Below are 26,186 nucleotides of genomic sequence, written 5' to 3' on the forward strand. Positions count from 1 at the left end.
CGCCGCGAACGAATGGAGCACTCATGATCCGCTTGGGAATGATCACCGTCGATACCGAGGATCCGCGCGCGCTCGCCTCCTGGTGGGCGGGCCGGCTCGGCGGCGAGATCGTGCACGACGCCGACGGATGGTTCTGCATCGTCCGCGCGCCCGAGATCCCGGTCGCGCTGGGCTTTCAGCGGGTCGACGCCCCGACGCCCGGCAAGAACCGGCTGCACCTCGATCTCGACCGCAGCGACGAGGTCGACCGCGAGACCGCCGTCGCCGAGTGGGTCGCGGCCGGCGCGACGCATCTGGGGCGGCGCGGTGAAGACGATTTCAGCTGGGACACCTTCGCCGATCCCGACGGCAACGAGTTCTGCATCGGGGATCCGCACTGAGCCGAGGCGGCGTCACAGCACGAGCGGCGGTTCGTCGGCCGCGAGCTCCGGGACGAGGATCGCCGCGACCTCCGCGGGGTCGAGGTCCTCGATGCGTTCGGGCGACCAGCGCGGGTTGCGGTCTTTGTCGATCACCTGTGCGCGCACACCCTCGGTGAAGTCGGGGCGCGACGCGAGGCGGCCGAGGACGCGCAGATCGTCGTGCAGCACCTCGGTGAGGCCGAGGCCGAGACGACGGGTGCGGTCGAGCTGGGCGAGCGTCACCGCGACCGACGTGGGGCACATGCGGCGCATGCCCTCGGCCGCCGCCGACGCCGGCTCCGAATCGCTCAGCTCGAGCGCGTGCACCAGGCGCTGCGCGGCACCCGCCGGGTTCCGAGAAGCCGGCGCGTGCGCTCCGCCGAGAACCCCCTCGGCGATCGGATCCCACCACTCGCGTGCGGCGAGCACGGCCGATTCGGGTCCGGGTTCGGCGAAACGGGCGCACGCGGCTCCCGGATCCTCGCCCGCGGCCAGCGCCGCTCGCAGATCGTCCAGGCGTTCCGAGGGCACGAAGAAATCCGCGAAGCCGAGCGCGATGGCGTCGCCCGCGTCGAGCTCGCCCGCCGTGACCGCGAGCATCTCGCCCAGCCGCCCCGGCGCCCGTGCCAGCAGCAGGTGACCGCCCACGTCCGGGGCGATGCCGATGCGCACCTCGGGCATCGCGAGCCGGCTGCGCTCGGTGACGACCCGGTGGCTCGCGTGACCGGTGAGCCCGACGCCACCGCCCATCGTCACCCCGTCCATGTACCCCACGACCGGGACCGGGGAGGTCGCGATCATGTGGTCGACGCGGTACTCGACGGCCAGGATGCTGCGACCGTCGGCCCCTGACAGCTGCTTGATGTCACCGCCGCCGCAGAAGCCCCGCTCTCCGGCTCCGTCGAGCAGGATCGCGCTCGAACCGTCGCTCCACGCCGATTCGAGCGCGGCGATGAGCAGCTCGAACATCTCGAGGTTGAGCGCGTTGATCGCGCGCGGCCGGTTGAGCGTGATGCGGGTGATGCGCCCCTCCCGACGCGAGAGGACGAGCGGCTCGGCGGGTGCTGCGGCGGGTGCGTCGTTGCTCATCCCAGCACCGTACCACCCGCGCTACGGGGTCGGGCGGTGCGCGTCGTAGCGCTGGAACCCGCGTGCGGTGCGCAGCAGCACGAGCATGATGCCGACGATGACCACGCCGCCCAGCAGCGGGGGCGCCCACAGCGCCAGGAGCGTCGCCACCGCACCCGCTAGGAGGTCGCCCACGCGGGGGCCTCCCGCCACGACCACGTAGAAGAGGCCCTGCATGCGCCCGCGCACGTCGTCCGGGGCCGCCGCCTGCAGGATCGTGGTGCGGAAGACCGCGCTCACGTTGTCGGCGGCGCCCGTGCCCGCGAGCGCGAGGCCCGCCAGCACGATCGCCGGCACGAGCGGCGCATCGGGCGCCCCCGGTCCCTCGACGATGCCGGTGACCAGCAGCACGACGCCGAAGAGCACCGTGAACACCCCGAACACCGCGATCGCGAGCGTCACGGCCCGGCCCTGCCGTCGCACCGCCCCGAGCGGACCGGAGAAGAGCCCGCTGAGCAGCGACCCCACGGCGAACGACGCGGTGAGGATCCCGACCGTGACCGGCCCGCCGCCCAGCACGAGCGCACCCGCCGCCGGGAACACCACTCGGGGCGTGCCGAAGATCATCGCGACGAGGTCCCAGACGAAGGTGGCGCGCACGTTGGGCGCCCGGCGCAGGAAGCGCAGGCTCTCCACCACCGACCCCAGGCCCGGGTTCCTGCGCGGTCCCTCCGGAGTGACGCTCGGCAGGCTGAGGATGCCGAAGAAGGCGGCGGTGAAGAGCACCGCGTCGAGCAGGTAGGTCCACGCGAAGCCGACGGTCGCGACCAGCACGCCCGCCACCGCCGGGCCGACGGTGATCGCCAGCCCCATGGTGATCCCGCTCAGCGCCGCGGCGGCCGGCAGCAGCTGCGGCGGCAGCAGGCGCGGCAGGATCGCGCCCTGCGTCGCCCCCTTGATGGTCGCGGAGGCGGCGTTCAGCGCTGCGAGCGCGTAGTACGGCCAGGTGGCCTCGACGCCGAGGAACGCGATGAGCGTCAGCGTGCCGATGCTGCACCAGGCCACGATCGCGGTGATGAGGGCGACGAGGCGCCGGTCGAAGGTGTCGGCGAGCGCTCCCCCGACGAAGCCCGCGAGGATCATGGGGCCGAGCGCCCAAAGTGCGAGCAGCGAGACGGCGAGGGTCGAGTGCGTGATGTCGTAGATGTGCAGGCCCACCGCGACGATCGTGATCTGCGCGCCGATCTGCGACACGGAGGAGCCGATCCAGAGCTTCGCGAACGCGGGACTCGCCCGGAGCGGGGTGATGTCGACGAGCAGGGATCGCAGTCCGCGCCTCCGCTGCTCGGGATCTTCGGGCGCGTCGCTCACCGCCCCAGCTTAGTGGCCGCACCCGCTAGGCTCGCCTCTGTGTTCGACTCGCGCTACGACAACGACCCCGTCGCCCGGATGAAGCCCCGCCGCGGCCCCGTGCACCGGCGAGAGGTGCCGCTCGCGCGCGGCCTCGTGGTGGAGCACTCCGAGTCCGAGTGGTGCGGCGCCGTGGTGGGCGCCCGCGAGGGGCTCGTGCAGCTCGAGGACTTCCGGGGCAAGGTGCGCGCCTTCCCGCTGAGCGACGGCTTCCTCATCGACGGCGAGCCCGTGCGGCTCGTGATGCCGAAGCGGCAGCCGGCCGGGCGGCAGCGCACCGCGTCGGGCTCGTTCGCGGTGGAGCAGCAGCGGGCCCGCACCGCCATGCCGAGCCGCATCTTCGTCGAGGGCAAGCACGACGCCGAGCTCGTGGAGCAGGTGTGGGGAGCCGACCTGCGCGTGGAGGGTGTGGTGGTCGAGCTGCTGCAGGGCGCCGACAATCTCGAGCAGGTGCTCACCGAGTTCGGCCCCGGCCCGCAGCGGCGCGCGGGGGTGCTGCTCGATCATCTCGTAGCGGGCAGCAAGGAATCGCGGATCGCGAAGACCATCGAGCGCGGTCCGCACGGCGCGCACGTGCTCATCGTCGGGCACCCCTTCGTCGACATCTGGCAGGCCGTCAAGCCGGAGCGCGTGGGGCTGCAGGAGTGGCCGACGATCCCGCGCAGCATCGAGTGGAAGACGGGGATCTGCCGCGCGCTCGGCTGGCCGGCGGAGGAGCCGGCGGACATCGCCGAGGCGTGGGCGAGGATCCGGGGTCGTGTGCGGCACTTCCGCGACCTCGAACCCGAGCTGGTGGGCCGCGTGGAGCATCTCATCGATTTCGTCACGGTGGGCTGATCCCCGATGCGGGCGTATCCTGATGGGAGACGTGCGCAACTCGAGGAGGTGTCGTGTCCAAACCCGTGTTCCTGTTGATGCCCGAGTGGCAGGGATCCTCGTCTTCCCGCGCCATGCAACTGGCCGAGGGAGCGGCGACGCTGCGAGAGGATCTCCCCGCGACCGCCACCCGCGAGGTGCAGGTGCCGCTCGAGGCCGGTGACGCGATGGGTACGCCCATCGCGCGTCTGAGCAGCCTGCTGCGCGCCCGCGCCTCGGCCCACCAGGTGCTGGGAGAGGTCGAGGCGAACGGCGTCCCGGTGATCGTGGGCGGGGACTGCGCGTCCTCGCTGCCCGGTCTCGAGGCCGCCGTGCGCCTGCACGGGGCCGATCGCGTCGCCGTGCTGTGGTTCGACGCGCACCCGGATCTCCAGCATCCGAGCACGTCCCCGTCGGGCGCGGCCTCCGGCATGACGCTGCGGCACGCCCTCGGCGACGGAGCCCCCGATCTGGCCTCGGCCGCTCCCATCGACCCTGCACTGCTGACGCTCGTCGGCACGCGGTCGATCGACCCCGACGAGGACGACGAGCTCGAACGGCTCGGGGTGCAGGTGATGGACCCCGTGGCGATCGCGAGCGCGACCGATCTCGCGGCGAACCCCGATCCCGCCGCGCTCGCCTCCTCGATCTCGGATCGCCTCGCGGGGTCCGGCGCGACGCGGGTCTACGTGCACGTCGACCTCGACGTGCTCGATCCCGCCGAGTTCGCGGCCGTGCACGAGCCGGTTCCCTTCGGGCTCACCATCGCGCAGCTGACCTCCGCGATCCGCGCCGCGGTCACCTCACTGCCGCTCGCCGGGGCCGCGATCTGCGAGTTCGCGCCCGCCGACTCCTCCGTCGCCGCGGACGACCTGCCGACGGTGCTGCGCATCCTCGCGGCGCTCACCTCGGGTCCTGCCGCGTGAGCCCGGCAGCGGAGAGTCCGGCAGCGGAGAAGCCGAGAGCAGGCGGCCCGGGCGACGCGGGTTCGGGCACGGCCGGTTCGGGTACGGCCGGCCGAGGCGCCCCCGCCTGGCCGCTCGCCCAGCTCGGATACCTCTACGCCACCTGCGTCGGGTTCGTCTGGGGCAGCATCTGGAGCACCGGCGCGGTGGAGCGGCACGAGGGGCTCTGGATCTTCCGCGGAATGCCGCGGTGGAGCTTCGGGCGCGGCGGCAGCTGCGTGGGCTCCTGCTACCTCACCGACCGCAACGTCTCACCCGCGGTGCTGCGCCACGAGCTGGTGCACCGCGAGCAGTGGCGGCACTACGGGCTCGCGCTGCCGCTGCTCTACCTCTTCGCGGGCCGCGACCCGCTGCGCAACCGCTTCGAGATCGAGGCCGGCCTCGAGGACGGCGGCTATGTGAAGCGCGCGCGTCCCGCCCGCCGGAGCCCGCGGGTGAGGGAGCCTGCGGAGTAGCCGGCCCTGCCCGCGCTCGATCAGCCCTCGGTCTTCGAGCCCGCCTCGAGTTCACTCGCGAGCCACCGATTCCGCCGTTTCAGCAGCTCGGTGAGGTATCGCTCCAGCACCAGACGGTCCGCGATCCGACCGATCGGCCCGCACGGGGACGCGAACTCCACGAGGTCGAGCATCAGGGTGCCCCGCCCATCCGGTTCGAAGCGGTGCTCGTGCCGCCAGTGAGCGAACGGACCCGAGACCTGCTCGTCGACGAAGCGATACGGCGTCTCGTACTCGGTGATCTTCGACGTCATGCGCCACGGCACACCGAAATGCGCGGCTCGCCAGGTCACGGTCTCCCCGGCCCCGATCTCGCCGCTCATCACCCCCGCGACGGCGCGCTCTCTCGAGCCGCTCATGGACGCCACGTGCGCATCGACGGACAGGCTCAGCGAGAAGCAGGCCGCGGGCGGCGCATCGATCCGGGTCTCCAGTCGAATCACGGGTCTCGGGTCTCCCACACGATCACTGCCTCTCCACGGCTATCCTGCTGGGATGAACGATAACGCATCGGCCGCGGGCGACGACGAGTTCCGATTCCTGGTGGGCGACGCGGAGCGGATCGGCCGTGCGGCGCCGCTGCCGGCGGTCGAGCGGGTACGCGTCGGCGCCGACGAGGGCCGCCGGGTGAGCGGGTTGCGATTCGGCGCACCGGCGGATCCGGAACTCGTCGCGCTGCACGGTGCGGGGCTCAACGCGCACAGCTTCGACCCGATGCTGCTCGCCCTGGACGTTCCCGCCCTCGCGCTCGACCTGCCCGGGCACGGCCGCAGCGACTGGCGCGCCGACGCCGACTACCGCCCGGATCGCCTGGCGCCCGACGTCGCCCCGGCGATCGAGAGCTTCTCCCGCCGCCCGATCGCGCTGCTGGGCCATTCGCTCGGCGGGCTCACCGCGGCGCTCGTCGCCGCGAGCCGCCCCGCGCTCGTGCGCCGGCTCGTCGTGGTCGACATCACCCCGGGCGTATCGCCGTCCGGCGACGCCGGAGCCGTCGCCGAGTTCATCACGGGGCAGCGCGACTACGGCAGCATCGACGAGATCGTGGACCGTGCGATCCGTTTCGGGATCGGCAGCAACCGCACCGCCCTCACCCGCGGCGTCGCGCTCAACACCCGCCGCAGGCCCGATGGGCGCCTCGAGTGGACGCACCACCTCGCGCACCTCAACGCGCTGCCCGCGGGAGCGGACGGCGATCCTCGTCCCTACGCGGGAATCTGGTCCGCGCTGCAGTCGCTCGACATCCCCGTCTCGCTGATCCGTGCGGAATCGGGCATCCTCGGCGACGCGCTCGTCGAGGAGTGGCGCGACCGGCTCCCAGGCAGCGATGTGGTGACGGTCGCCGGACCCCACAACCTGCACGAGGCCGTGCCGGTCGAACTGGCGCGGGTGGTGCGGCGACTCGTGCACTGACCGCCGCGCGGATCCCGTCTCACGCCTCACCCCACGGATAACAAGACTGCAACAAGCTTCGAATCGATTCGGGATCAGGCGGCGCTCCGACGTATCCTCGGCTGAGGGGATCAGGCGGGATCGTGCTTCCGCCGCGCTCGGTGCTCAATGCCCGTGGTGCTTCTGCCGTGATCGGCGCCGCTGCCTGCAGTGCGCCCGCGTGATCGCCCACGGTACTCGCGCGTAGAGGCGCGCCGCCGGCAGTTTTCGCCCTGCGCACGGCCGTCCGGCCGCATGCCCGATCCGAGGAGTTTCCCGCTTGACCGAGTCTCTCGCCGCCCCCGACGCTCGACGCGACCGTTCGCGTCGTCCGTTCCTCGTGGCGCTCATCGCCGCCGGGGCGGTGCTCGTGGCGGGCGCGATCGTGATCGCGCTGAGCCTGGGCGGGGGCTACGGAGCCGGCGGGAAGCAGCGGATCTCCATCGGCGTGATCCTCGAACCGACCAGCCTCGATGTGCGCAGCGACACGGGAGTGGCGACCGGTCAGCTGCTCATCGACAACGTGTACGAGGGCCTGGTGGGTATCGCCGCTGGCACCGTGTCCGAGATCGTGCCCGTACTCGCCACGCGACTGCCGGAGGTCAGCGCCGACGGTCGCGAATACACCTTCACCCTGCGCGAGGGGGTGCGCTTCCACTCGGGGAATGAGCTGTCGGTCGACGACGTGGTCGCGTCGCTGCGGGAGACGCTGACCCGGGAGAACGTCGGGTTCGCGCCCGAGGTGACCCGGGTCGACGAGCGCACCGTCACCATCGCCCTCGCCGAGCCGAACGCGCAGTTGCTGTGGCATCTCGCGAACTCCCCCGGCCTGATCCGCGAGGAGGGCGCCACCAACGACCTCGCCGAATCGGCCGTCGGCACCGGCCCGTACGCGTTCGAACGGTGGACGCGGGGCGACAGCCTCACGCTCGTCAAGAACAGCGACTACTGGGGCGAGCCGGCGAGCCTCGACACGGTGGTGTTCCGCTTCCTCCCCGAGGGCCGTGCGGCGGTGAGCGCGCTCAAGGAGGGCGACCTCGACGTGCACACGGCGCTCCTGCCCCCGCTGCGCGGAGAGTTCGAGAACGACGCGGCGTTCGCCCTCGAGCGCGCCGACAGCTCCGACGTCTTCCTGCTGGCGTACAACTCCGCGAAGGCGCCGCTCGACGATCCCAGGGTGCGCACCGCGCTCAGCCGGGCCATCGACACCCGGACGATCATCGCCTCGCAGAACGGCGACGGCAAGCCGCTCGGAGGCCCCATCACCGAGCTCGAGCCCGGATACGCCGATCTCACGGACGTCAACGCCTACGATCCCGATTCGGCCCGGCAGCTGCTCGTCGATGCCGGACAGCCGAATCTCAACCTCACCATCACCATGCCGAACCACTACGACACGGCCCCGCTCGATCTCGTGAAGAGCCAGCTCGCCGACGTGGGAGTCAGCGTCACGGTCAAGGCTGTGGATTTCCCCATCTGGTTCGAGCAGGTCTACGCCAACCACGACTACCAGCTGAGCTACGTGGATCACGCCGAGGCCCGCGACCTCGCCGACTATGCGGATCCCGACTACTACTTCGGCTACGACAGCCCCGCCGTGCAATCGCTCCACGCGCGTGCGCTCGCTGCGACGGACCCCTCCGAGCAGGACCGTCTGCTCCGCGAAGCCGCGGCCCGGGTCGCCGAGGAGGCGCCCGCAAAGTGGCTCTTCAACTACACCCCCACCAACGTCATCGGGACGCACGTCAGCGGCTTCCCGCACGTCAACACGAACTCCCGCATCAATCTGCGGGGCGTCGGCATTCGGGACTGAGACGTCGCCTGCGGCGGGCGGCATCACCCATCCGCGTTGCCTCGCGGGCCGGACGCCGACAGGATGGGAGGATGACCACTGCTCCCCTGCCCGTGGAGGGCACCTACAATCTTCGCGACCTCGGCGGCTTCCGCGCCGACGGCGGCAGCACCCGCGCCGGCGCCCTCTTCCGCTCCGACGCGCTGGCTCAGCTCAGCGACCGGGGCAGAGAGCAGTTCGCAGATCTCGGCGTGGTGCGCGTCATCGACCTGCGCGACGACCGGGAGCGGCTGCGCTCTCCCGATCTCCTGCCCGACACCGCCGCGCTCATCCCCCACCCGATCTTCCCGAGCGCCGAGGCGCACATCGGCCAGCTCCTCGACATCTTCTCGTTGACCGAGCTCATCTACCTCGAGCACGGGGACACGCTCGCCGCAGCGGTGACGATGCTGGCCGAACCGGGATCCGGGGCCACGCTCTTCCACTGCACGGCGGGCAAGGACCGCACGGGTGCCGTGGCCGCGCTCGCGCTGCTCGCCGTGGGCGTCGACCGCGACGACGTGATGCACGACTACGCCGTATCGGAGACCCACCTCAGCGGCGAGTGGTACGAGTCGCACATCCAGGTGCTGCGCGGACTCGACATCGAGGTCACCCCGCTCATCGAGCAGCTGGTGGGTCGCACCCCCATCGAGGCCATCGACCGGGCGCTCGCGGAGGTGGAGCGGCGGCACGGCTCCACGCGCGACTACCTGCGGGCCAACGGCGTCGCGGACGACGCGCTGGAACGGCTGCACGCGCTGCTCGTGGCGTAGCGGGTACCGTTCGACGCGTCAGACCGACGTGCGCAGCCCCTTGAGGATCGCGTCTCGCAGTTCCTCGGGCGGGCAGTTGCTGTCGCGCTCGTCCTCGCACGCGCGCCGCACCACCTCCGTGAGCCGGATGCAGACGCTCTCCTCCGTACGGCAGTCCGAGCACTGCTCGAGGTGCTCCCGGATCGGCGCCGACTCCTCGGCGCAGAGCTCTCCGCGCAGCAGCTCGTACAGATTGGCCTTCGCCTTGTCGCAACCGCAATCGCTCATCGCGCGTCCTCCTCGCTCTTCGTGCTCCGGGCCGATGCCGCCGCCTTCGCCGACTTCGCTCCCGTGTTCTTTCCAACGCCCTGCTCGCTCGCGTATTCCCCGAGCGCTTTGCGCAGCCTGGCCCGGCCGCGGTGCAGACGGCTCATCACCGTGCCGATCGGCACCTCCGCGATGTCCGCGATCTCCTGGTAGCTGAAGCCCTCGACGTCGGCGAGGTACACGGCGATGCGGAAATCCTCCGGCAGCGCGTTGAGCGCATCCGTCACCACCGTGGCGGGCGTGCGATCGATCGCCTCCGCCTCGGCCGAACGCGCCGACGTGGCCGTCGTCGACTCGGCTCCGCCCAGCTGCCAGTCCTCGAGCTCCTCGACCACTCCGAGATACGGCTCCCGCTGCTTCTTGCGATAGGTGTTGATGTAGCTGTTGGTCATGATCCGGTACAGCCAGGCCTTGAGGTTCGTGCCCTCCGTGAACGACGCGAAGGCCGAGTAGGCCTTGAGGAAGGTCTCCTGCACCAGGTCCTGCGCGTCCTGCGGATTGCGCGTCATCTTCATCGCGGCGCCGTACAGCTGATCGAGCAGCGGCAGCGCCTCCTCGGTGAAGCGCTGTTCCAGTCTGTCCTGCGCCGCGGTATCACTCACACTCCGATCCTATTCCCCTCTTCCTCCATGACTCGCCACCGCGTTCCCCGTCCCAACGCCGTCCCGCGCTCCCGTGCCCCATTCTTCGCGCGTCAGTAGTTGTCGGCAAAACCGAGGTTTGCCGACAACTACTGACGCGCGAAGAGGGGACGCGGGCTCGGCAGGCGCAAGCGGCGGCGGGTAGACTCGACGGTGATGCTGATCGCGAAGATGAACCAGGGCAAAGACGGCGACGAGGTGCGCGCGGGCGAGGGATCCGGCGAGGTCGCCGAGCTGTGGCCGGCGCCGAGCGCCGACGGCCCGCTGAACGCCCGCGTGTCCCTCCCCGGCTCCAAGTCGCTCACCGGCAGGGAGCTGATCCTCGCCGCCCTCGCGGACGAACCGGGATCGCTGCGCGCGCCGCTGCACTCGCGCGACTCGGCGCTCATGGTCGACGCGCTGCGCGCGCTCGGCACCGGCATCGAGGAGATCCCGACCGACAGCCCCTTCGGCCCGGACCTGCGCATCACCCCGGCCGAGGAGCTCACGGGCTCCACCTCGATCGCCTGCGGGCTCGCGGGGACCGTGATGCGCTTCGTCCCCCCGCTGGCGGCGCTCGCGCTCGGCCCCGTCGCATTCGACGGCGATCCTTACGCCCGCAAGCGGCCGATGCGGCCCGTGCTCGACGCGCTGCGCGCGCTCGGCGCCGACATCGCCGACGAGGGCCGCGGCGCACTCCCCTTCACCGTGCACGGCACCGGGTCGCTGCGCGGCGGACGGGTCGAGCTCGACGCCTCGCTCTCGAGCCAGTTCGTATCGGCGCTGCTGCTCTCCGCGCCCCGATTCACCGATGGCGTGCACGTCGTGCACACCGGTGAGCGCCTGCCGAGCCTGCCCCACATCGAGATGACCATCGCCGCGCTGCGCGCCCGCGGAGTGGAGGTCTCCTCCCCCGCCACGGGCGAGTGGGTGGTGGCCCCCGGCGCGATCCGCGCTCTCGACATCCGCATCGAGCCCGACCTCTCGAACGCCGCGCCGTTCCTCGCCGCGGCGCTCGCGCTCGGCGGCTCGGTCACCGTGCCCGGCTGGCCCGAGGCCACGACCCAGGTCGGCGACCAGCTGCGCGAGCTGCTGCCCGCGTTCGGGGCGCGCGCCGAGCGCGGGGACGACGGATCGCTCGGCGTCTCGGCCGAGGGCGCCCTCCGCGGGGTGCGGCTGCACGTCCCGGAGGCGGGCGAGCTCGCCCCCACCCTCGTCGGGCTCGCGGCACTCGCGGCTCACGGCTCCGACGGCACTGATGGCGAGCCGAGCGAGATCACCGGCATCGGTCATATCCGTCACCACGAGACCGACCGCATCGCGGCGCTCGTGACCGAGATCCGCCGGCTCGGCGGCGACGCGGAGGAGCTGGAGGACGGCATCGCGATCCGCCCAGCCGCGCTGCACGGCGGCGTCTGGCAGAGCTATGCCGACCACCGAATGGCGACCACCGGCGCGCTCATCGGCCTGCGCGTGCCCGGCGTCGAGGTCGAGGACGTCGCCTCCACCTCGAAGACGCTGCCGCAGTTCCCGCAGATGTGGGCCCGCATGCTCGGGCGCGAGGATCCGACCCTCTCCCAGTCCCCGCTCCCCGGAGGCCTGGTCACCGGAGGCATGGTCGCCGGGGGCCTCGCCGCCGGGGGCCTCGGGTCGCTCGGGATCGCGGGCATCGCCGGAACGGTCACCGAGCACCCGACCGGTGACGGCTTCGGCTTCGGAGACCTGCTCGGCGGATTCGACGGCGCCGGAGACGCATGAGCTGGCTCGCTCCCGACGACGAGGAAGATATTCCCTACGGGGAATACGCCGAGCACCACGTCCGGCAGCGCCCCAATCCGAAAGCCAACCGCCCTCGCACCAAACGCCGCCCGGAGCACTCGGACGCTGTCATCGGAATGGTCACGGCCGTGGATCGCGGCCGCTACACGACCCTCGTCCCGAGCCATGGCGATCCCGAGCATCCGGAGGAGCACAGCGTGCTCGCCGCCCGGGCGCGCGAGCTGCGCCGCACCCCCATCGTGATCGGCGACCGCGTGCAGCTGGTCGGCGACACGAGCGGCGCGGAGGGATCCCTCGCCCGTATCGTGAGCATCGAGGATCGCCGCACCGTGCTGCGCCGCAGCGCCGACGACAGCGACCGCGTCGAGCGCGTGATGGTGGCCAACGCCGACCAGATGCTCATCGTCGTGGCCGCCGCCGACCCGGAGCCCAGGGTTCGCCTGGTCGACCGCTATCTGGTCGCGGCCTACGACGCGGGGATCCAGCCGCTCATCTGCATCACGAAGATCGACCTGGCCGATCCCGAGCCCTTCCTCGCGCACTTCTCGGCCCTCGAGGTGCCCGTCTTCCGCTCCGCTCCGGGCACCTGGCCGCTCGAGCAGATCCGCGCCTCGCTGGCCGGCAGCACGACCGTCTTCGTGGGCCACTCGGGTGTGGGCAAATCGACGCTCATCAACGCGCTCGTCCCCGACGCCGACCGAGCGACCGGGCACGTCAACGAGGTGACGGGACGCGGGCGGCACACATCGTCGTCGTCGGTGGCGCTCCGCGCCGAGACGCCGCACTGCCCGGGCGGAGACTCCGGCTGGGTGATCGACACCCCCGGCGTGCGATCCTTCGGACTCGGGCACGTCACGAGCGACGGGATCCTGCGCGGCTTCACCGATCTCGCCGAGATCATCGACCTCTGCCCGCGCGGCTGCACCCACCAGGACGACGCGCCCGACTGCGAGCTCGACGCGGCCATCGCCGACGGTCGGCTCGACAGCGCCGGCGCCGCGCGGGTCGAGTCGCTCCGCCGCCTGCTGAAGTAGCGCCCCACCCTGCCCAGCCCCGCCTGCCCCGCAGCCCGGCGCCGAACTGACGCGAACGGTCGCTCTGCACCCGGTGCGTGTCAACGCGTGTCATCTCGCACCGGCGCATCGAGGAGCAACGCTAGGCTGGAGCCATGACGGAACGCGTGATTCTCGAACCCGGACAGCCCGCACCCGAATTCTCGCTCCCGGATCAAGACGGCACCGTCCGCTCCCTCGCAGATTTCCGCGGTGAGAAGGTCGTGCTGTTCTTCATCCCGGAGGCCATGACCCCGGCATGCACGAAGGAGTCCTGCGAGTTCCAGGAGTCCTCCGCGCCGCTCGCCGCGGCAGGCTACCGGGTGCTCGGCATGTCACGCGACTCGGTGGAGCGTCTGCGCCGCTTCGCCGACCGCGATGGCCTCGAGTACCCGTTCCTCAGCGACCCCGATGCCGAGGTGCACCGGGCGTTCGGGGCCTACGGCACCAAGAACAGCTACGGCCGCATCATCGAGGGTGTGATCCGCTCGACCTTCGTCATCGACGGCGAGGGCCGGATCGAGCACGCGCTCTACAACGTCAAGGCCACGGGCCACGTCGCGCGGGTGCGCAAGCTCCTCGGCGTCGATGTCTAACCGGCGACGACCGAGTCGTCCCCGGCCTGCGGGAGCTCCGGCCGGGCGAGCACCGCGGCGAGGAAGCCCAGCAGGGCGACCGCCACGAGCCCGAAGCCGAACCACCACGGGCCGATCGCCAGCTGCAGGCAGCCCGTGCCCGCTGCGAACAGCAGCACGTGGATGGTGAGGGCGGATCCCCGCACCCAGCTCACCCTGGCGCGCGCGGCGCCGACGAAGGTCACGATGACCCAGGCGAGGGAGAGCGCCGCCATGGCCACCAGGCTCAGATTCTGCAGCGCCGCCGTGCTCGATCCGAGCGCTCCGAGCACCGTCACGATCAGCACCCACACCAGGAGCAGGCTCTCGAGCCCGAGCAGCGTGCGCAGCGCGGCCCACCCCGCTCGCGAGCGAGGATGATCGGAAGGTGACGAGGTCATTGCGGCTCTCTTTCCAGACAATTGCAAATTAACTATTGATTTGCTTCTACATCCGTGAAACTATATATTCCGTCGAGTTTCGCGCACACCGACGTGAGCATTCTCAGCCACGTTTCAGGTATATACGGCGCGAGATTCTAGGCTACCTTGCCTCCAAAGTATTTCGCGTGCGTGCGTTGCACTAGAGGAGGACAATTGATGGATTGGCGCGAGAAGGCTGCATGCCTCACCGTGGACCCGGAGCTTTTCTTTCCGGTCGGGAACACCGGACCTGCCGTGGAGCAGATCGAGCGCGCCAAGTCGGTGTGCGCTCGCTGCACGGTGACGGAGATGTGCTTGCAGTACGCCATGGACACCGGCCAGGATTCGGGCGTGTGGGGCGGCCTCAGCGAGGACGAGCGCCGCGCGCTCAAGCGTCGCGCCGCTCGCGCCCGCCGCGCCAGCTGATCGCTCAGAGCGAGGAAAGGGCCCCGCACCGTTCTCACGGTGCGGGGCCCTTTCGCATGTCAGCTGTCCGCCGCCGGTCGAGCGAGTTCAGCTCCCACGCCGGTTGAGCGAGCGCAGCGAGTCGAAACCCCCACTGCGGATTTCGACTCGCTGCGCTCGCTCAATCAGCGCTCGCCGCGCGCTCGATCAGCACTCACCCAATCAGCAGAGACGTCAGTCCGTGCCGGCGTCGAATGCGGCGGAGAGGCCGAGCTCGTCGGCGTCCTCGTCGATGCCGCCGACCGCGTCGGCGATCTGGGCGGCACCGCCCTGCTCGAGCTCGCCCACCACGTCCGCGGTGGTGCTGCCGACGATGCCCATGGCGGCGTACTGCTCGAGGCGGGCGCGCGAGTCGGCGATATCGAGGTTGCGCATGGTGAGCTGACCGATGCGGTCCTCGGGACCGAACGCGGCGCCCACGGTGCGCTCCATCGAGAGCTTCTCGGGGTGGTAGCTGAGGCTGGGGCCTTCGGTGTTGAGGATCGTGTAGTCGTCGCCGCGGCGCAGGCGCAGGGTGACCTCGCCGGTGATCGCGGAGCCGACCCAGCGCTGCAGCGACTCGCTCAGCATGAGCGCCTGCGGGTCGAACCAGCGACCCTCGTACATGAGGCGGCCGAGCTTGCGACCCTCGTTGTGGTAGCTCGCGACCGTGTCCTCGTTGTGGATCGCGTTGACGAGCCGCTCGTAGGTGATGTGCAGCAGCGCCATGCCCGGGGCCTCGTAGATGCCTCGCGACTTCGCCTCGATGATGCGGTTCTCGATCTGGTCGGAGACGCCGAGGCCGTGGCGGCCGCCGATCGCGTTCGCCTCGTAGACGAGCGCCACGGGGTCGTCGAACTCGACGCCGTTGATGGCGACGGGGCGGCCCGCCTCGAAGCGCACCGACACCTCCTCGGTGGCCACCTCGACGTCATCGCGCCACGCGGCGACACCCATGATGGGCTCGACGATGTCGAGCCCGGTGTCGAGGAACTCGAGCTTCTTCGCCTCGTGGGTGGCGCCCCAGATGTTGGCGTCGGTCGAGTACGCCTTCTCGGCCGAGTCGCGGTAGGGGTAGCCGTGGGCGACGAGCCACTCGCTCATCTCCTGCCGGCCGCCGAGCTCCTCCACGAACTGCTTGTCGAGCCACGGCTTGTAGATGCGCAGCGCGGGGTTGGCCATGAGACCGTAGCGGTAGAAGCGCTCGATGTCGTTGCCCTTGTAGGTGGAGCCGTCGCCCCAGATGTCGACGCCGTCCTCCTTCATGGCGCGCACGAGCAGCGTGCCGGTGACGGCACGGCCCAGCGGCGTGGTGTTGAAGTAGGTCTTGCCGCCCGAGCGCACGTTGAACGCACCGGTCTGCAGTGCTACGAAGCCCTGCTCCACGAGCGGGCGCTTCGCGTCGACGAAGCGGGCGATCTCGGCTCCGTACTCCTTGGCGCGACCGGCGACGCCGTCGATGTCGGGCTCATCGTACTGGCCGATATCGGCGGTGTAGGTGCAGGGGATCGCGCCCTTATCGCGCATCCATGCGACCGCGCACGAGGTATCGAGACCACCGGAGAAGGCGATGCCGACGCGCTCGCCCACGGGAAGAGAAGAAAGAACCTTGGACATGCTCTCTATCCTAGGCCTCGGACGGGGCGCTCTCAGACCAACCCGAGCTCGCGCACGGCCTCCCGTTCCGAGACGAGTTCGGCCACGGACGCGTCGATCCGCTGCCGCGAGAATGCGTCGATCGCGAGCCCCTCGACAATCTCCCAGTCGCCTCCGCGGGAGACCACGGGGAACGACGACACGAGCCCCTCGGGCACTCCGTATTCGCCGCGCGAGACGACCGCGGCGCTCGTGCGCCGCGCGGAGCCGTCTGCGGAGGCGCCCGTGCCGAGCACCCAGTCGCGCACGTGCTCGATCGCGGCGTTCGCCGCCGAGGCCACGGAAGATCCGCCGCGCACCTCGATGATCTCGGCGCCGCGCTTCGCCACGCGCTCCACGTAGCCGCCGCGCGCCCACTCCCGATCGACGGTCTCGAGCGCGGCACGTCCCCGCACGGTCGCGTGGCTCAGATCGGGGTACTGCGTGGCCGAGTGGTTGCCCCAGATCGTCACGCCGTCCACCTCGGTCACCGCGACGTCCGCCTCGGCCGCGAGCAACCCCACCGCGCGGTTGTGATCGAGCCGGGTGAGCGCCGTGAAGCGCTCGGCGGGCACGTCGGGCGCGTGCTGCTGCGCGATGAGAGCGTTCGTGTTCGCGGGGTTGCCCACCACGATCACCCGCACGTCATCGGCCGCATGCGCGCCGATCGCACGCCCCTGCGGGCCGAAGATCGCCCCGTTGGCCGCGAGGAGATCGCCGCGCTCCATGCCCGCGGTGCGCGGGCGCGAGCCGATCAGCATGGCCACGTTCGCCCCGTCGAAGGCCGCATCCGGATCGTCGGTGATCTCCACACCGGCCAGCATCGGGAACGCGCAGTCGAGGAGTTCCATCGCGGCGCCCTCCGCACCGCGCATGCCCTGCGGGATCTCGAGCAGACGCAGCGAAACGGGCTGGTCGGCTCCGAGCATGTCGCCGGCCGCGATCCGGAACATGGCGGCGTAGCCGATCTGGCCGCCCGCTCCGGTGAGCGTGATGGTGACCGGGGATGTTGCCATGGTGTGCTCCTTCTCTGCTGCTTCTGCGCTGCTCTGGTCTGCGCTGCGCTGCTCTGGTCTGGTCTGGTCTGGTCTGGTCTGCGCTGCTCTACTGCTTCCAGGCTCTGCTGCCTCAGCGGCTTCGGTGCGGTCGGCGTGTTCTCGGATCGCTTCCGTGCGGGGCGAACCGACGTCAGCGTGCGTTGAACGCGCGCGGGTCCGGGCCGAAGTTGTGCTGCTCGTCGAGCGAGTCGATCGCCGCGATCTCGGCGTCGCTCAGCGCGAAGTCGAAGATGTCGGCGTTCTCGAGCAGCCGCTCGCGGCGCGAGGTCTTCGGGAACACGATGCGCTCCTGCTGCACATGCCAGCGCAGCACGACCTGCGCCGGAGTCTTGCCGTGGGCCGCGGCGGCCGCGACGACCTCGGGGCGCTCGAGCAGATCCGACTTGCCCTGCGACAGCGGACCCCACGCCTCGACGGCGATGCCGTGCTCGCGGCAGAAGACGGTGAGCTCGCGGCGCTGGTGCAGCGGGTGCAGCTCGATCTGGTTCGCCGCGGGCACGACGCCCGTCGCGTCGATGAGCTCGGTGAGATGCTCGATCTCGAAGTTGGAGACTCCGACCGCCGAGGCGCGCCCGGTCTCGGCGATCTCGATGAGGGATCGCCACGCGCCGAGCGCCTCGCCGCGCTCGGGCTGCGGCCAGTGGATGAGGAAGAGGTCGACGCGATCGAGCCCGAGCCGGTCGAGGCTCTCCTCGAACGCCTCGCGGGCGCGCGGCTGATCGGTGTTCCACAGCTTCGTCGTGACGAAGACCTCGTCGCGGTCGAGCCCGCTCGACGCGATCGCGCGGCCGACCTCGGTCTCGTTGCGGTAGTAGCTCGCGGTGTCGATGTGCCGGTACCCCGTCTCGAGCGCGTCGGAGACGATGCGCTCGGTCTCCCCCGGCTCGACGAGGAAGACGCCGAGACCCAGCTGCGGGATCTCGACGGGGTCGTCGCCGCTGAGGACTCCGTTGTTCAGGGTGACGTTCGGGATCGGCAGCGCGGTCATGGTTCTCGCTTTCGCTCGGGATTTTCTGCGGCTCAGTCTATGCCCGGCCACCGACATCGGGATCCGGCCCGGGATAATAGGAGGATCATGTCTCAGCCCTCGGCGCCTCAGCCCCCAATGCACATCGTGTTCCCCGAGGATCTCCCGGTCTCGCAGATGCGGGACGAGATCGCGACCGCGATCCGGGATCATCAGGTGGTGATCGTCGCGGGCGAGACCGGATCGGGCAAGACCACCCAGCTGCCCAAGATCGCGCTGGCGCTCGGCCGCGATCGCATCGCGCACACGCAGCCGCGCCGCATCGCCGCGCGCACGATCGCGGAGCGCATCGCGGAGGAGCTGGGCTCGGAGCTCGGCGGGCTCGTCGGATACCAGGTCCGCTTCACCGACAAGGTGTCGGCCGACACGCGGATCCGGCTCATGACCGACGGGATCCTGCTCAACGCGATCCACCGCGATCGCAATCTCTCGGCGTACGACACGATCATCATCGACGAGGCGCACGAGCGCAGTCTCAACATCGACTTCCTGCTCGGATACCTCAAGACGCTCCTGCCCCGGCGCCCCGACCTCAAGGTGATCGTCACCTCGGCGACGATCGATCCCGAGTCGTTCGCCGCCCACTTCGCCGACCCGCGCACGAAGCAGCCGGCGCCCGTCATCGAGGTCTCGGGCCGCACCTACCCGGTCGAGATCCGCTACCGGCCGCTGGTGGAGAAGAGCGAACGGCCCGATCCCAAGGGCGGACCCCCCAAGGTCACCACCGTCGAGCGCGACCTCTTCGACGCCATCGGCGAGGCGGTCGACGAGCTCGGGCGCGAGGCTCCCGGCGATGTGCTGGTGTTCCTGAGCGGCGAGGCCGAGATCCGCGACGCGTCGGACGCACTGCGCGGGCGGGCCGGGCAGAACCGTGCCAGACCGGTCGAGATCCTGCCCCTCTACGGCCGCCTCAGCGCCGCCGAGCAGCACCGGGTGTTCGAGCGTTCGAAGACGGCCGGTGCGCGCCGCATCGTGCTCGCCACGAACGTCGCCGAGACCTCGCTCACCGTGCCGGGGATCCGCTACGTCGTCGATGCCGGCACCGCGCGCATCTCCCGCTACTCGGCCCGCAGCAAGGTGCAGCGTCTGCCCATCGAGGCCGTCTCCCAGGCGAGCGCCAATCAGCGCTCCGGCCGCTCGGGTCGCACGAGCCCCGGCATCGCGATCCGCCTCTACTCGCAGGAGGACTTCGAGTCGCGCCCCGAGTTCACCGAGCCCGAGATCCGGCGCACCGGCCTCGCATCGGTCATCCTGCAGATGCTCGCGCTGGGCCTCGGCGATATCGCCCGCTTCCCCTTCCTCACTCCCCCGGATCAGCGCGGGATCGCCGACGGGCTGGGGCTCCTCGCGGAGCTGGGGGCGGTTTCGGCCTCGCCGGTTGAGCGAGCGAAGCGAGTCGAAGCCAGGGCGTCCGATCCGGGTTTCGACTCGCAGGCTCGCTCAACCGGCCGCAGGGAGCGCTCCGGATCCGGCCCCGCGCACCGCATCACGAAGATCGGCCGCGAGCTCTCCCGTCTGCCCATCGAGCCCCGTTTCGCCCGCATGGTCGTGGAGGCGCGTCGACTCGACGTCGTGCCGGAGGTGCTGGCGATCGTCGCGGGCCTCACGATCCAGGACGTGCGCGAGCGCCCGCAGGCCGAGCGCGGTCGGGCGGATGAGTCGCACGCGCGCTTCGCGGATCCGCAGGGCGATCTGATGACGCTGCTGAACCTCTGGAACTACCTGCAGGAGCAGCAGGACGCGCTCTCCTCGAGCGCCTTCAGGCGGCTGTGCAAGTCGGAGTACCTCAACTTCCTGCGCGTGCGCGAGTGGATGGATCTGTACCGGCAGCTCGCCCGTATCGCCGGCGTGAAGGTCAACCGCCGAGTAGATTCTGCGACTGCGCGCAGAATGACGGAGAACGCACCCCGTCATCCTGCGCGCAGCGAAGCGGAGTCGCAGGATCCATCGGGCGACGCCGGCTCCGGATCGGGCGACGCGATCCACCGCTCGATCCTCGCCGGCCTGCTCTCGCAGCTCGGAGTGCGCGACGACCGGCAGGATCGCAGCGCGCCGGGTCGGGCCCGGAGCGCCCCGGGCGCGGCCCGGCGCAAGCCCGCCCAGGAGTACGTCGGATCCCGCGGCACGCGCTTCGTGCTCTATCCGGGCTCGGTGCTCGCGAAGAAGCCGCCCGAGGTGGTGATGAGCATCGAGCTCGTCGAGACCTCCCGGCTCTTCGCCCGATCGAACGCCGTGGTCGATCCTGCCTGGGCCGAGGAACTCGCCGGCCCGCTCGCGAAGCGGCAGATCAGCGAGCCGCACTGGGAGAAGAAGCAGGGAGCCGCCGTCGCGTACGAGCGCGTCACGCTCTACGGAGTGCCGATCGTGGATCGGCGCCGCGTGCAGCTGGCCCGCTTCGACGCGGCGCACGCGCGCGAACTGTTCATCCGACACGCGCTGGTGGACGGCGAGTGGGACTCGCCGCAGGCCTTCGACCGGGCGAACCGGCAGCTGCGCCGGGAACTCGAACAGCTCGAGGAGCGCACCCGCCGCCGCGACATCGTCGGCGACGACGAGGCCGTCTTCGAGTTCTACGACACCAGGATCCCCGAACACGTGACGAACACGCGCGACTTCGAGGGCTGGTGGAAGCAGGCGCAGCAGAAGCAGCCGAAGCTCCTCACGATGCGCCGCGAGGATCTGCTCGAGGACGAGGCGGAGGAGGTCGACGAGAGCGAGTTCCCGCGGCAGTGGCGGCACGGCGACCAGACGCTGCGCCTGCGCTATCGATTCGACCCGACCGCCGAGGACGACGGGGTCACCGTCAACGTGCCGCTGCCGCTGCTCCCCCGGCTCGAGAGCTCGGACTTCGAGCGGCTCGTGCCCGGCCTGCGGCAGGAGCTCGTGACAGCGCTCATCAAGACCCTGCCGAAGGCGATCCGCAAGCACGTCGTACCCGCGGCCGACTGGGCGCGCACGCTGCTCGAGACCGTGGAGCCGCAGCCGGATGCGCCCGTAGCCGCGGGCGCCCCCGCCCCGGCCCTCACGCAGCTCCTCGCCGACGAGATCCGCCGCCGCACGAGCGTGCCGGTCGCACCCGGCGATTTCGACCCGTCGCGACTGCCCGCGCACCTCACGCCCACCTTCCGCGTGGTCGACGGGCGCGGGCGCACCGTCGGTGCGGGCAAGGACCTGGAGCAGCTGCAGGCGGCCCACAGGGATCGCGCCACGCAGGGCGTCGCGAAGGTGGCGGCCGCGGCGCTGCCGAAGAGCGAGCTGGAGCGCACGGGCGCGACGGGCTGGGAGTTCGGCGAGCTGCCCCGGCACGTCGATACCGCCTACGCGAAGGGCCGCGGGGCCGCGGGCGCCGGCGTGGTGCGCGCGTACCCGGCGATCGTCGATCGACGCACGAGTGTCGACCTGGTGCTGGTGGCGGACGAGGCCGAGCAGGCGCGCCTGTCGCGGCGCGGGATCCGCCGCCTGCTGACACTGAGTTCGCCGTCGCCCGCGAGCTACGTGCGCGAGCACCTCTCCAACCAGGAGAAGCTGCTGCTCGGCGCCGGGCCGTATCGCACGCTCGACGCCGCCGTCGCCGACGTGTCGCTCGCCGTCGCCGACCTGGCGATCCGCCGCCACGCGCCCGACGGGCTGGTCTGGAGCCCCGCGGTCTTCGGCGCGATCGCAGACGACTACGCGCGATCCCTCATCGATGACATCTACGCCGCGATCGCGCTCGCCGCCCGCGTGCTCGACGGCGCGCGCCTCGCCCGCAAGGCGATCGACGGGGCGAAGTCGATCCAGGTGCTCGGCCAGGTCGCGGGCGCGGCGGCGCAGGTCGACGGGCTGGTCTACGATCAGTTCGTCTCGCGCACGGGTCTCGCCCGGCTCGCGCGGCTGCCCGTCTACCTCGAAGCCGTGCAGCTGCGGATGCGGGGCCTCACCGAGAATCCCGGGCGGGACCGGGCCTGGCAGAACGATGTGGACCGGGCGCTCGCCCTCTTCGAGCAGGCCGGCGGAGCGATCCCGCTGCCACAGGACGCCCCGGAGCATCTCGTACGAGCCCGCTGGCTCATCGAGGAGCTGCGCGTGAGTCTCTTCGCGCAGCAGTTGCGCACCGCCGAGCCCGTGTCGCTGCAGCGCATCCAGAAAGCGCTGCGGGAAGGGTAGCCTTCGTCGCCGATCGAGCTTGTCGAAATCACGCCGCACCCAGCGGATCCTGGTTTCGACAGGCCCAACCGACGGATCAGCTCAGCGCCCGGTCGCCCACCCGGGATCGACGGCGATCGCCGTCACCCGGAGGTCGCGCCGGGGGAAGTCGATGTCGTCGATCTCGATCTCGAGGCGCCGCTCGCCCGTCGCCGCGTCGACGCTGAAGATCGCCAGCCCATCGAGCCGATCGTACGAGCGACCCTTGGAGCGCTTCACCCATTCCTCGTCCACGGCGACGCCGTATAGGCGGCCCGCCTCGGGCGCGAGCAGCCCCTCGTCCGTCCCCACTACCGGGTAGTAGTCGCCGATGCGCCCGCCGAGCTCGACGACCGGCCCGGCCTCCACCACCGGCAGCTCGCCCTCCGCGCGCGGATCCCGACCCCCCGAAGCGGGCGGCCGCACCGACCACAGCTGCTGGTCCACGGCCCAGTAGAGCCGCCCCTCGCGCGCGAACAGCGAGCTCGATCGCCAGCCGCGCACGACCTCCGGATAGCGCACCTCGAAGGCGCCGACGCCGTCCGTCGCGCGATCCCACACCCGCAGCGCCTGCCGCGACGCTCCGCGGTCCGATATCTCGCTCAGCCCGTAGGCGCGGCCGGCGTCGCATGCGAGGCTCTCGATCCCATCGAACATTCCGAGCCCGTCGAAGTCCCGGGTGGACGGGGTCACCGTCTGCACCGCGGATTCACGCACCGCGACGACCTCACCGCCGCAGGCCGCCCACTCCGGGTTCACGTATCCGATGTCGACCAGCGACGACTCACCGGAGGCGGCATCCACGAAGACCGCCTCCTGGCCCTCTGCCGAGCCGTTCAGCACGGTGAAGCCCGAGTCCGTCACGAGACGCTCCCGCTCGCTGCGCGCCTCCTTGGAAGCGGGCAGCGGCATCTCTACGAGCCCGCTCTCGCCCAGCAGATATTCGTGGCCCCGGTCCCCCGTGCTCAGCCCCGCCTCCGACCAGGCGATTCGCGAGTGCTCGAAGCCGCGCTCCTCGACTCGCGCCGAGCGCGTCTGGCCGGCCTCGTTCACGAGCACCAGATACGGCGTGTCCCGGGCCTCGAGCCGCAGAGCCACGACCGCGTCCTCGATCCCGAACGACTCTGAGATCGGTGGCGCCTCGACGTATCTCATGAGCGGCGGCAGGCCGAAGATCGCCCCCAGCACGACCACGACCACGACCCAGCCGAGCCAGACCGGCATTCGCCGCTTCCGCGGCTCCCCCATCCCGGCGCCCCGCTACTGCACGGAGGCGGTGAGGATCTGGCGCGCCTGATGCACGAGCTCCGGCTCGGTCACCAGGTCGTAGCGGCTCGCCACCATCTGCATGACCGACGAGAAGTCGCGGCGGTTGCGGTTCATCGCGTACGAGAGCACTCCGAAGAGCATGCCGAAGCCCGCGCCGATCACCACGGCGGCGATGAACACGCCGAAGATCGCCGTGTTGTCGGGCTGGAAGATGAACAGCAGGATGCCGAGGAACAGACCGAGGTAGGCGCCGGAGAGCGCTCCCATGAGGGCGACGCGGCCGTAGGTGAGACGGCCGGTGACCCGCTCGACGCTGCGCACGTCATTGCCCACGATGCTGATCTGCTGCACCGGGAAGCTCGCGCGCGCGAGCACGTCGACCGCGTGCTTCGCGTGCTCGTAGCGGTCGTAGGTGGAGACGATCTCCCCCTTCGGGATCTCGGGCATCATCGGTACGCGCGAAGAACGGAAGGGACCTGGAGTACTCATACCCCGATTCTCCCACTTCCGGCCCCGCGGCGGCGGCACGGGGATTCCGCGCCTGGCGAACCCGGCCTCGCGCGCGACATGCGTGCTCGGAGAGCGCAACCGGGTCACCGCGCCGAGCCCAGGAGGGGTAGCGTAGTGGTGTGAGTGTTTCGAGGGTCTTCGTCGGGCGCCTCGCCGGGCGCAGTGTGTTCGATCCGGTCGGCGACCGGATCGGCAAGGTGCGCGACGTGCTGGTCGTCTTCAGGTCGGCGGGCGCGCCCCGCGTGGTCGGTCTGATCGTCGAGATCCCGGGCAAACGGAGGGTGTTCGTGCCGATCGGGCGCGTCACCTCGATCGGGTCGGGCCAGGTCATCACGACGGGCCTCATCAATGTGCGCCGCTTCGAGCAGCGCGGCGGAGAGACCCGCATGATCGCCGAGCTCATCGGCCGCGACGTCCAGCTCGCACCCGAGCAGCCGGGCGGCACCGTCGCCACCGCGCGCATCGAGGACGCCGCGATCGAGCGCAGCCGCTCGGGCGAGTGGCTCGTCTCCGAGGTCTTCGTGCGCCTGCCCAAGCCCGCCGCGCCGTTCAGCCGCGGCGACTCGCGCATCGTGCGCTGGTCGGAGCTGCGGTGGCCGAGCGCGGGCGCCGGATCGCAATCGGCCGAGCTGCTGATCCAGACGATGGTCGATCTGAAGCCGGCCGACCTGGCCGAGGCGCTGCTCGAGCTGCCCCAGCACCGCATGCTCGAGGTGATCGACGAGCTGCCCGACGAGCGCGTGGCCGACGCGCTCGAGGAGATGAGCGAGCAGGATCAGCTCGCGCTGCTCGCCCAGCTGCCGTCCGACCGCACGGCCGATGTGCTCGACCGCATGGAACCGGACGATGCGGCCGACCTCATCTCGGCTCTGCCCACCGCGAAGGGCGAGGAGCTGCTCGACCTCATGGAGCCCGAGGAGGCGGAGGACGTGCGCCGCCTGCTCGAGTACGACGCGGACACCGCGGGCGGCCTCATGAGCCCCGCCCCGATCGTGCTCTCGGGCGAGTCCAGCGTGGCCGAGGGGCTGGCGATGATCCGGCGCGCCGAGATCCCGCCCGCCATGGCCTCCGCCGTCTACGTGACGCACCCGCCCTACGAGACGCCCACCGGCGAGTACATCGGCATGGCCCACTTCCAGCGCATGCTGCGCTTCCCCCCGCACGAGCGCCTCGTCTCGCTCATCGACACCGAGATGGAGCCCGTCACCGTCGGGGCGAGCGCCGCCGAGGTGTCGCGCCGGCTCGCGAGCTACGACCTCGTCGCGATGCCCGTGGTCGACGAGCAGAACCATCTCGTCGGCGTGGTCACCGTCGACGACGTGCTCGATCACCTCCTGCCCGACGACTGGCGTCACGCCGATGACGAACCGGCGCAGAGCAGCGGATCGGGAACCGCCCGATGAGCCTCTTCAATCGACTGAAGCGAGATCCCGATCTCGGCGCGCCGCTCACCGCGGGCGGGCGCGCCGGACGCGCCGTCGAGCCGGGCGGGGATCGCCGCGCGACGAGCAACGAACGGTTCGGCCGGTGGAGCGAGGGCATCGCCCGGGGCATGGGCACCCCCTGGTTCCTGCTCGTGCTCACCGTGTTCTGCGTGCTCTGGCTCGTGTGGAACACCGCCTCCCCCGAGCCGTGGCGCTTCGACAGCGCAGCGCTCGGCTTCACCGCGCTCACGCTCATCCTCTCGCTCCAGGCCTCGTACGCGGCACCTCTGATCCTGCTCGCGCAGAACCGGCAGGACGACCGCGATCGCGTGCAGATCGAGCAGGACCGTCAGCGCGCCGAGCGCAACCTCGCCGACACGGAGTTCCTGGCCCGTGAGGTCGTCGCGCTGCGACTCGCCATCAAGGATCTGCCCGACCGCGACTTCGTCCGCGCCGAGCTGCGCGCGTTGCTCGCGGATCTCGCCGAGGAACAGCGCGAGGCCGACGCGCAGGAGGAGCGCACCGCGCAAGAAGAGAGCACCGCGCAGGAGGAAGCCGACGCCCGTGCGGCCTCCTCCCCGTCGCAGGATGATCCGGAGCAGCTCGAATCCCGCGACGCCGAGGCCGAGACGCG

At 71.0% G+C, this 26,186-nt stretch carries 24 protein-coding genes and 1 pseudogene; 14 read left to right on the top strand and 11 right to left on the bottom strand.

The window, feature by feature from the left end; translation table 11 throughout:
• Positions 1-23: 23 nt before the first annotated feature.
• Positions 24-380 carry a VOC family protein gene (locus AMS65_RS07260; RefSeq protein ID WP_053383497.1) on the top strand — a complete coding sequence of 119 codons (357 nt, stop codon included), beginning with the start codon at positions 24-26 and terminating at the stop codon, positions 378-380.
• A 12-nt stretch (positions 381-392) separates the two neighbouring features.
• Here the strand turns inward: AMS65_RS07260 and AMS65_RS07265 are convergent, their stop codons facing one another.
• The gene (locus tag AMS65_RS07265) at positions 393-1,490 is read right to left on the bottom strand and encodes an enoyl-CoA hydratase/isomerase family protein (protein WP_053383498.1); all 1,098 of its coding nucleotides are present in this window, start codon (positions 1,488-1,490) and stop codon (positions 393-395) included.
• A gap of 21 nt (positions 1,491-1,511) precedes the next feature.
• Positions 1,512-2,840, bottom strand: a complete 1,329-nt coding sequence (locus tag AMS65_RS07270) for an MFS transporter (RefSeq protein ID WP_083451549.1) — start codon at positions 2,838-2,840, stop codon at positions 1,512-1,514.
• A gap of 39 nt (positions 2,841-2,879) precedes the next feature.
• Here AMS65_RS07270 and AMS65_RS07275 point away from each other — a divergent pair, with 39 nt between their 5' ends.
• The 3 genes from AMS65_RS07275 to AMS65_RS07285 are packed head-to-tail and all read left to right on the top strand — an operon-like array spanning position 2,880 to position 5,154.
• Positions 2,880-3,716: a DUF3097 family protein gene (locus AMS65_RS07275; RefSeq protein WP_053383499.1), complete on the top strand. Its 837-nt coding sequence runs from the start codon at positions 2,880-2,882 to the stop codon at positions 3,714-3,716.
• Between the two features lie 53 nt (positions 3,717-3,769).
• Positions 3,770-4,660, top strand: coding sequence for an arginase family protein (locus AMS65_RS07280; protein WP_053383500.1), 891 nt, complete (start codon positions 3,770-3,772; stop codon positions 4,658-4,660).
• Entirely contained in the window at positions 4,657-5,154 is a 498-nt protein-coding gene (locus AMS65_RS07285) for a Fe-S oxidoreductase (protein ID WP_241489373.1), read from the top strand. The genes AMS65_RS07280 and AMS65_RS07285 overlap by 4 nt, the downstream gene beginning before the upstream one ends.
• A gap of 20 nt (positions 5,155-5,174) precedes the next feature.
• Here the strand turns inward: AMS65_RS07285 and AMS65_RS07290 are convergent, their stop codons facing one another.
• Positions 5,175-5,636 carry an SRPBCC family protein gene (locus AMS65_RS07290; RefSeq protein ID WP_053383501.1) on the bottom strand — a complete coding sequence of 154 codons (462 nt, stop codon included), beginning with the start codon at positions 5,634-5,636 and terminating at the stop codon, positions 5,175-5,177.
• A 52-nt stretch (positions 5,637-5,688) separates the two neighbouring features.
• Between AMS65_RS07290 and AMS65_RS07295 the strand changes: the two genes are divergently transcribed.
• The 3 genes from AMS65_RS07295 (at position 5,689) to AMS65_RS07305 (ending at position 9,228) form a co-directional block, all read left to right on the top strand.
• Positions 5,689-6,603: an alpha/beta fold hydrolase gene (locus tag AMS65_RS07295; protein ID WP_053383502.1), complete on the top strand. Its 915-nt coding sequence runs from the start codon at positions 5,689-5,691 to the stop codon at positions 6,601-6,603.
• A gap of 298 nt (positions 6,604-6,901) precedes the next feature.
• A complete protein-coding gene (locus AMS65_RS07300; RefSeq protein WP_053383503.1) occupies positions 6,902-8,434 on the top strand; it encodes an ABC transporter substrate-binding protein in 1,533 nt (510 codons plus the stop codon).
• 71 nt (positions 8,435-8,505) lie between these two features.
• Complete coding sequence (locus AMS65_RS07305; protein WP_053383504.1) at positions 8,506-9,228, top strand: tyrosine-protein phosphatase; 723 nt, start codon at positions 8,506-8,508, stop codon at positions 9,226-9,228.
• A gap of 18 nt (positions 9,229-9,246) precedes the next feature.
• Here AMS65_RS07305 and AMS65_RS07310 read toward each other — a convergent pair whose 3' ends face one another.
• Positions 9,247-9,495, bottom strand: coding sequence for an anti-sigma factor family protein (locus AMS65_RS07310; RefSeq protein WP_053383505.1), 249 nt, complete (start codon positions 9,493-9,495; stop codon positions 9,247-9,249).
• A complete protein-coding gene (locus AMS65_RS07315; protein WP_053383506.1) occupies positions 9,492-10,136 on the bottom strand; it encodes a sigma-70 family RNA polymerase sigma factor in 645 nt (214 codons plus the stop codon). The genes AMS65_RS07310 and AMS65_RS07315 overlap by 4 nt, the downstream gene beginning before the upstream one ends.
• Positions 10,137-10,331: 195 nt before the next feature.
• Here AMS65_RS07315 and aroA point away from each other — a divergent pair, with 195 nt between their 5' ends.
• The 3 genes from aroA to AMS65_RS07330 all read left to right on the top strand — a co-directional run bounded on the left by aroA (position 10,332) and on the right by AMS65_RS07330 (position 13,581).
• Positions 10,332-11,912, top strand: coding sequence for a 3-phosphoshikimate 1-carboxyvinyltransferase (gene aroA / locus AMS65_RS07320; RefSeq protein WP_083451550.1), 1,581 nt, complete (start codon positions 10,332-10,334; stop codon positions 11,910-11,912).
• Entirely contained in the window at positions 11,909-12,967 is a 1,059-nt protein-coding gene (rsgA, locus tag AMS65_RS07325; RefSeq protein ID WP_053383507.1) for a ribosome small subunit-dependent GTPase A, read from the top strand. The genes aroA and rsgA overlap by 4 nt, the downstream gene beginning before the upstream one ends.
• 134 nt (positions 12,968-13,101) lie before the next feature.
• Entirely contained in the window at positions 13,102-13,581 is a 480-nt protein-coding gene (locus AMS65_RS07330) for a peroxiredoxin (protein WP_053383508.1), read from the top strand.
• On the opposite strand, the gene AMS65_RS07335 is transcribed toward AMS65_RS07330, so the two are convergent.
• Positions 13,578-14,000 (bottom strand): hypothetical protein, encoded by a 423-nt coding sequence (locus AMS65_RS07335; protein WP_053383509.1) that lies wholly within the window; start codon positions 13,998-14,000, stop codon positions 13,578-13,580. The two genes, AMS65_RS07330 and AMS65_RS07335, sit on opposite strands and share 4 nt — an antisense overlap.
• A 198-nt stretch (positions 14,001-14,198) precedes the next feature.
• Between AMS65_RS07335 and AMS65_RS07340 the strand changes: the two genes are divergently transcribed.
• Positions 14,199-14,447, top strand: coding sequence for a WhiB family transcriptional regulator (locus tag AMS65_RS07340; protein ID WP_017884807.1), 249 nt, complete (start codon positions 14,199-14,201; stop codon positions 14,445-14,447).
• A gap of 213 nt (positions 14,448-14,660) precedes the next feature.
• Here the strand turns inward: AMS65_RS07340 and argG are convergent, their stop codons facing one another.
• From argG to AMS65_RS07355, 3 genes are all read right to left on the bottom strand, one after another.
• Positions 14,661-16,082, bottom strand: a complete 1,422-nt coding sequence (gene argG / locus AMS65_RS07345; RefSeq protein ID WP_053383510.1) for an argininosuccinate synthase — start codon at positions 16,080-16,082, stop codon at positions 14,661-14,663.
• Between the two features lie 32 nt (positions 16,083-16,114).
• Entirely contained in the window at positions 16,115-17,116 is a 1,002-nt protein-coding gene (locus tag AMS65_RS07350; protein ID WP_053383511.1) for a malate dehydrogenase, read from the bottom strand.
• Between the two features lie 172 nt (positions 17,117-17,288).
• Complete coding sequence (locus AMS65_RS07355; RefSeq protein ID WP_053383512.1) at positions 17,289-18,146, bottom strand: aldo/keto reductase; 858 nt, start codon at positions 18,144-18,146, stop codon at positions 17,289-17,291.
• An 87-nt stretch (positions 18,147-18,233) separates the two neighbouring features.
• Here AMS65_RS07355 and AMS65_RS07360 point away from each other — a divergent pair, with 87 nt between their 5' ends.
• Positions 18,234-22,331 carry a DUF3418 domain-containing protein gene (locus tag AMS65_RS07360; RefSeq protein WP_053383513.1) on the top strand — a complete coding sequence of 1,366 codons (4,098 nt, stop codon included), beginning with the start codon at positions 18,234-18,236 and terminating at the stop codon, positions 22,329-22,331.
• A gap of 81 nt (positions 22,332-22,412) precedes the next feature.
• Here the strand turns inward: AMS65_RS07360 and AMS65_RS07365 are convergent, their stop codons facing one another.
• Both AMS65_RS07365 and AMS65_RS07370 read right to left on the bottom strand, forming a co-directional pair.
• On the bottom strand, positions 22,413-23,573 hold the full coding sequence (locus AMS65_RS07365; RefSeq protein ID WP_053383514.1) for a hypothetical protein: 1,161 nt from the start codon (positions 23,571-23,573) through the stop codon (positions 22,413-22,415).
• A gap of 36 nt (positions 23,574-23,609) precedes the next feature.
• A complete protein-coding gene (locus AMS65_RS07370) occupies positions 23,610-24,107 on the bottom strand; it encodes a general stress protein (protein WP_169787575.1) in 498 nt (165 codons plus the stop codon).
• 140 nt (positions 24,108-24,247) lie between these two features.
• Between AMS65_RS07370 and AMS65_RS07375 the strand changes: the two genes are divergently transcribed.
• Both AMS65_RS07375 and AMS65_RS07380 read left to right on the top strand, forming a co-directional pair.
• Positions 24,248-25,531 carry a magnesium transporter MgtE N-terminal domain-containing protein gene (locus AMS65_RS07375; protein ID WP_053383515.1) on the top strand — a complete coding sequence of 428 codons (1,284 nt, stop codon included), beginning with the start codon at positions 24,248-24,250 and terminating at the stop codon, positions 25,529-25,531.
• Positions 25,528-26,079 (top strand): annotated as a pseudogene (locus AMS65_RS07380) (DUF1003 domain-containing protein); the annotation flags it as partial. The gene AMS65_RS07375 and the pseudogene AMS65_RS07380, both read left to right, overlap by 4 nt.
• Positions 26,080-26,186 lie beyond the last annotated feature (107 nt).

It is taken from the genome of Leucobacter celer subsp. astrifaciens, from assembly GCF_001273835.1.
Classification (GTDB): domain Bacteria; phylum Actinomycetota; class Actinomycetes; order Actinomycetales; family Microbacteriaceae; genus Leucobacter; species Leucobacter celer.

Bases quoted from the DNA above. Each gene is read 5' to 3' on its own strand.
- AMS65_RS07350 (WP_053383511.1), bottom strand. From the start codon at position 17,116: ATGGCAACATCCCCGGTCACCATCACGCTCACCGGAGCGGGCGGCCAG.
- AMS65_RS07340 (WP_017884807.1), top strand. From the start codon at position 14,199: ATGGATTGGCGCGAGAAGGCTGCATGCCTCACCGTGGACCCGGAGCTT.
- AMS65_RS07305 (WP_053383504.1), top strand. From the start codon at position 8,506: ATGACCACTGCTCCCCTGCCCGTGGAGGGCACCTACAATCTTCGCGAC.
- AMS65_RS07335 (WP_053383509.1), bottom strand. From the start codon at position 14,000: ATGACCTCGTCACCTTCCGATCATCCTCGCTCGCGAGCGGGGTGGGCC.
- AMS65_RS07370 (WP_169787575.1), bottom strand. From the start codon at position 24,107: ATGAGTACTCCAGGTCCCTTCCGTTCTTCGCGCGTACCGATGATGCCC.
- AMS65_RS07295 (WP_053383502.1), top strand. From the start codon at position 5,689: ATGAACGATAACGCATCGGCCGCGGGCGACGACGAGTTCCGATTCCTG.
- AMS65_RS07330 (WP_053383508.1), top strand. From the start codon at position 13,102: ATGACGGAACGCGTGATTCTCGAACCCGGACAGCCCGCACCCGAATTC.
- AMS65_RS07265 (WP_053383498.1), bottom strand. From the start codon at position 1,490: ATGAGCAACGACGCACCCGCCGCAGCACCCGCCGAGCCGCTCGTCCTC.
- argG (WP_053383510.1), bottom strand. From the start codon at position 16,082: ATGTCCAAGGTTCTTTCTTCTCTTCCCGTGGGCGAGCGCGTCGGCATC.
- AMS65_RS07310 (WP_053383505.1), bottom strand. From the start codon at position 9,495: ATGAGCGATTGCGGTTGCGACAAGGCGAAGGCCAATCTGTACGAGCTG.
- rsgA (WP_053383507.1), top strand. From the start codon at position 11,909: ATGAGCTGGCTCGCTCCCGACGACGAGGAAGATATTCCCTACGGGGAA.
- AMS65_RS07355 (WP_053383512.1), bottom strand. From the start codon at position 18,146: ATGACCGCGCTGCCGATCCCGAACGTCACCCTGAACAACGGAGTCCTC.
- AMS65_RS07360 (WP_053383513.1), top strand. From the start codon at position 18,234: ATGTCTCAGCCCTCGGCGCCTCAGCCCCCAATGCACATCGTGTTCCCC.
- AMS65_RS07365 (WP_053383514.1), bottom strand. From the start codon at position 23,573: ATGCCGGTCTGGCTCGGCTGGGTCGTGGTCGTGGTCGTGCTGGGGGCG.
- aroA (WP_083451550.1), top strand. From the start codon at position 10,332: ATGCTGATCGCGAAGATGAACCAGGGCAAAGACGGCGACGAGGTGCGC.
- AMS65_RS07260 (WP_053383497.1), top strand. From the start codon at position 24: ATGATCCGCTTGGGAATGATCACCGTCGATACCGAGGATCCGCGCGCG.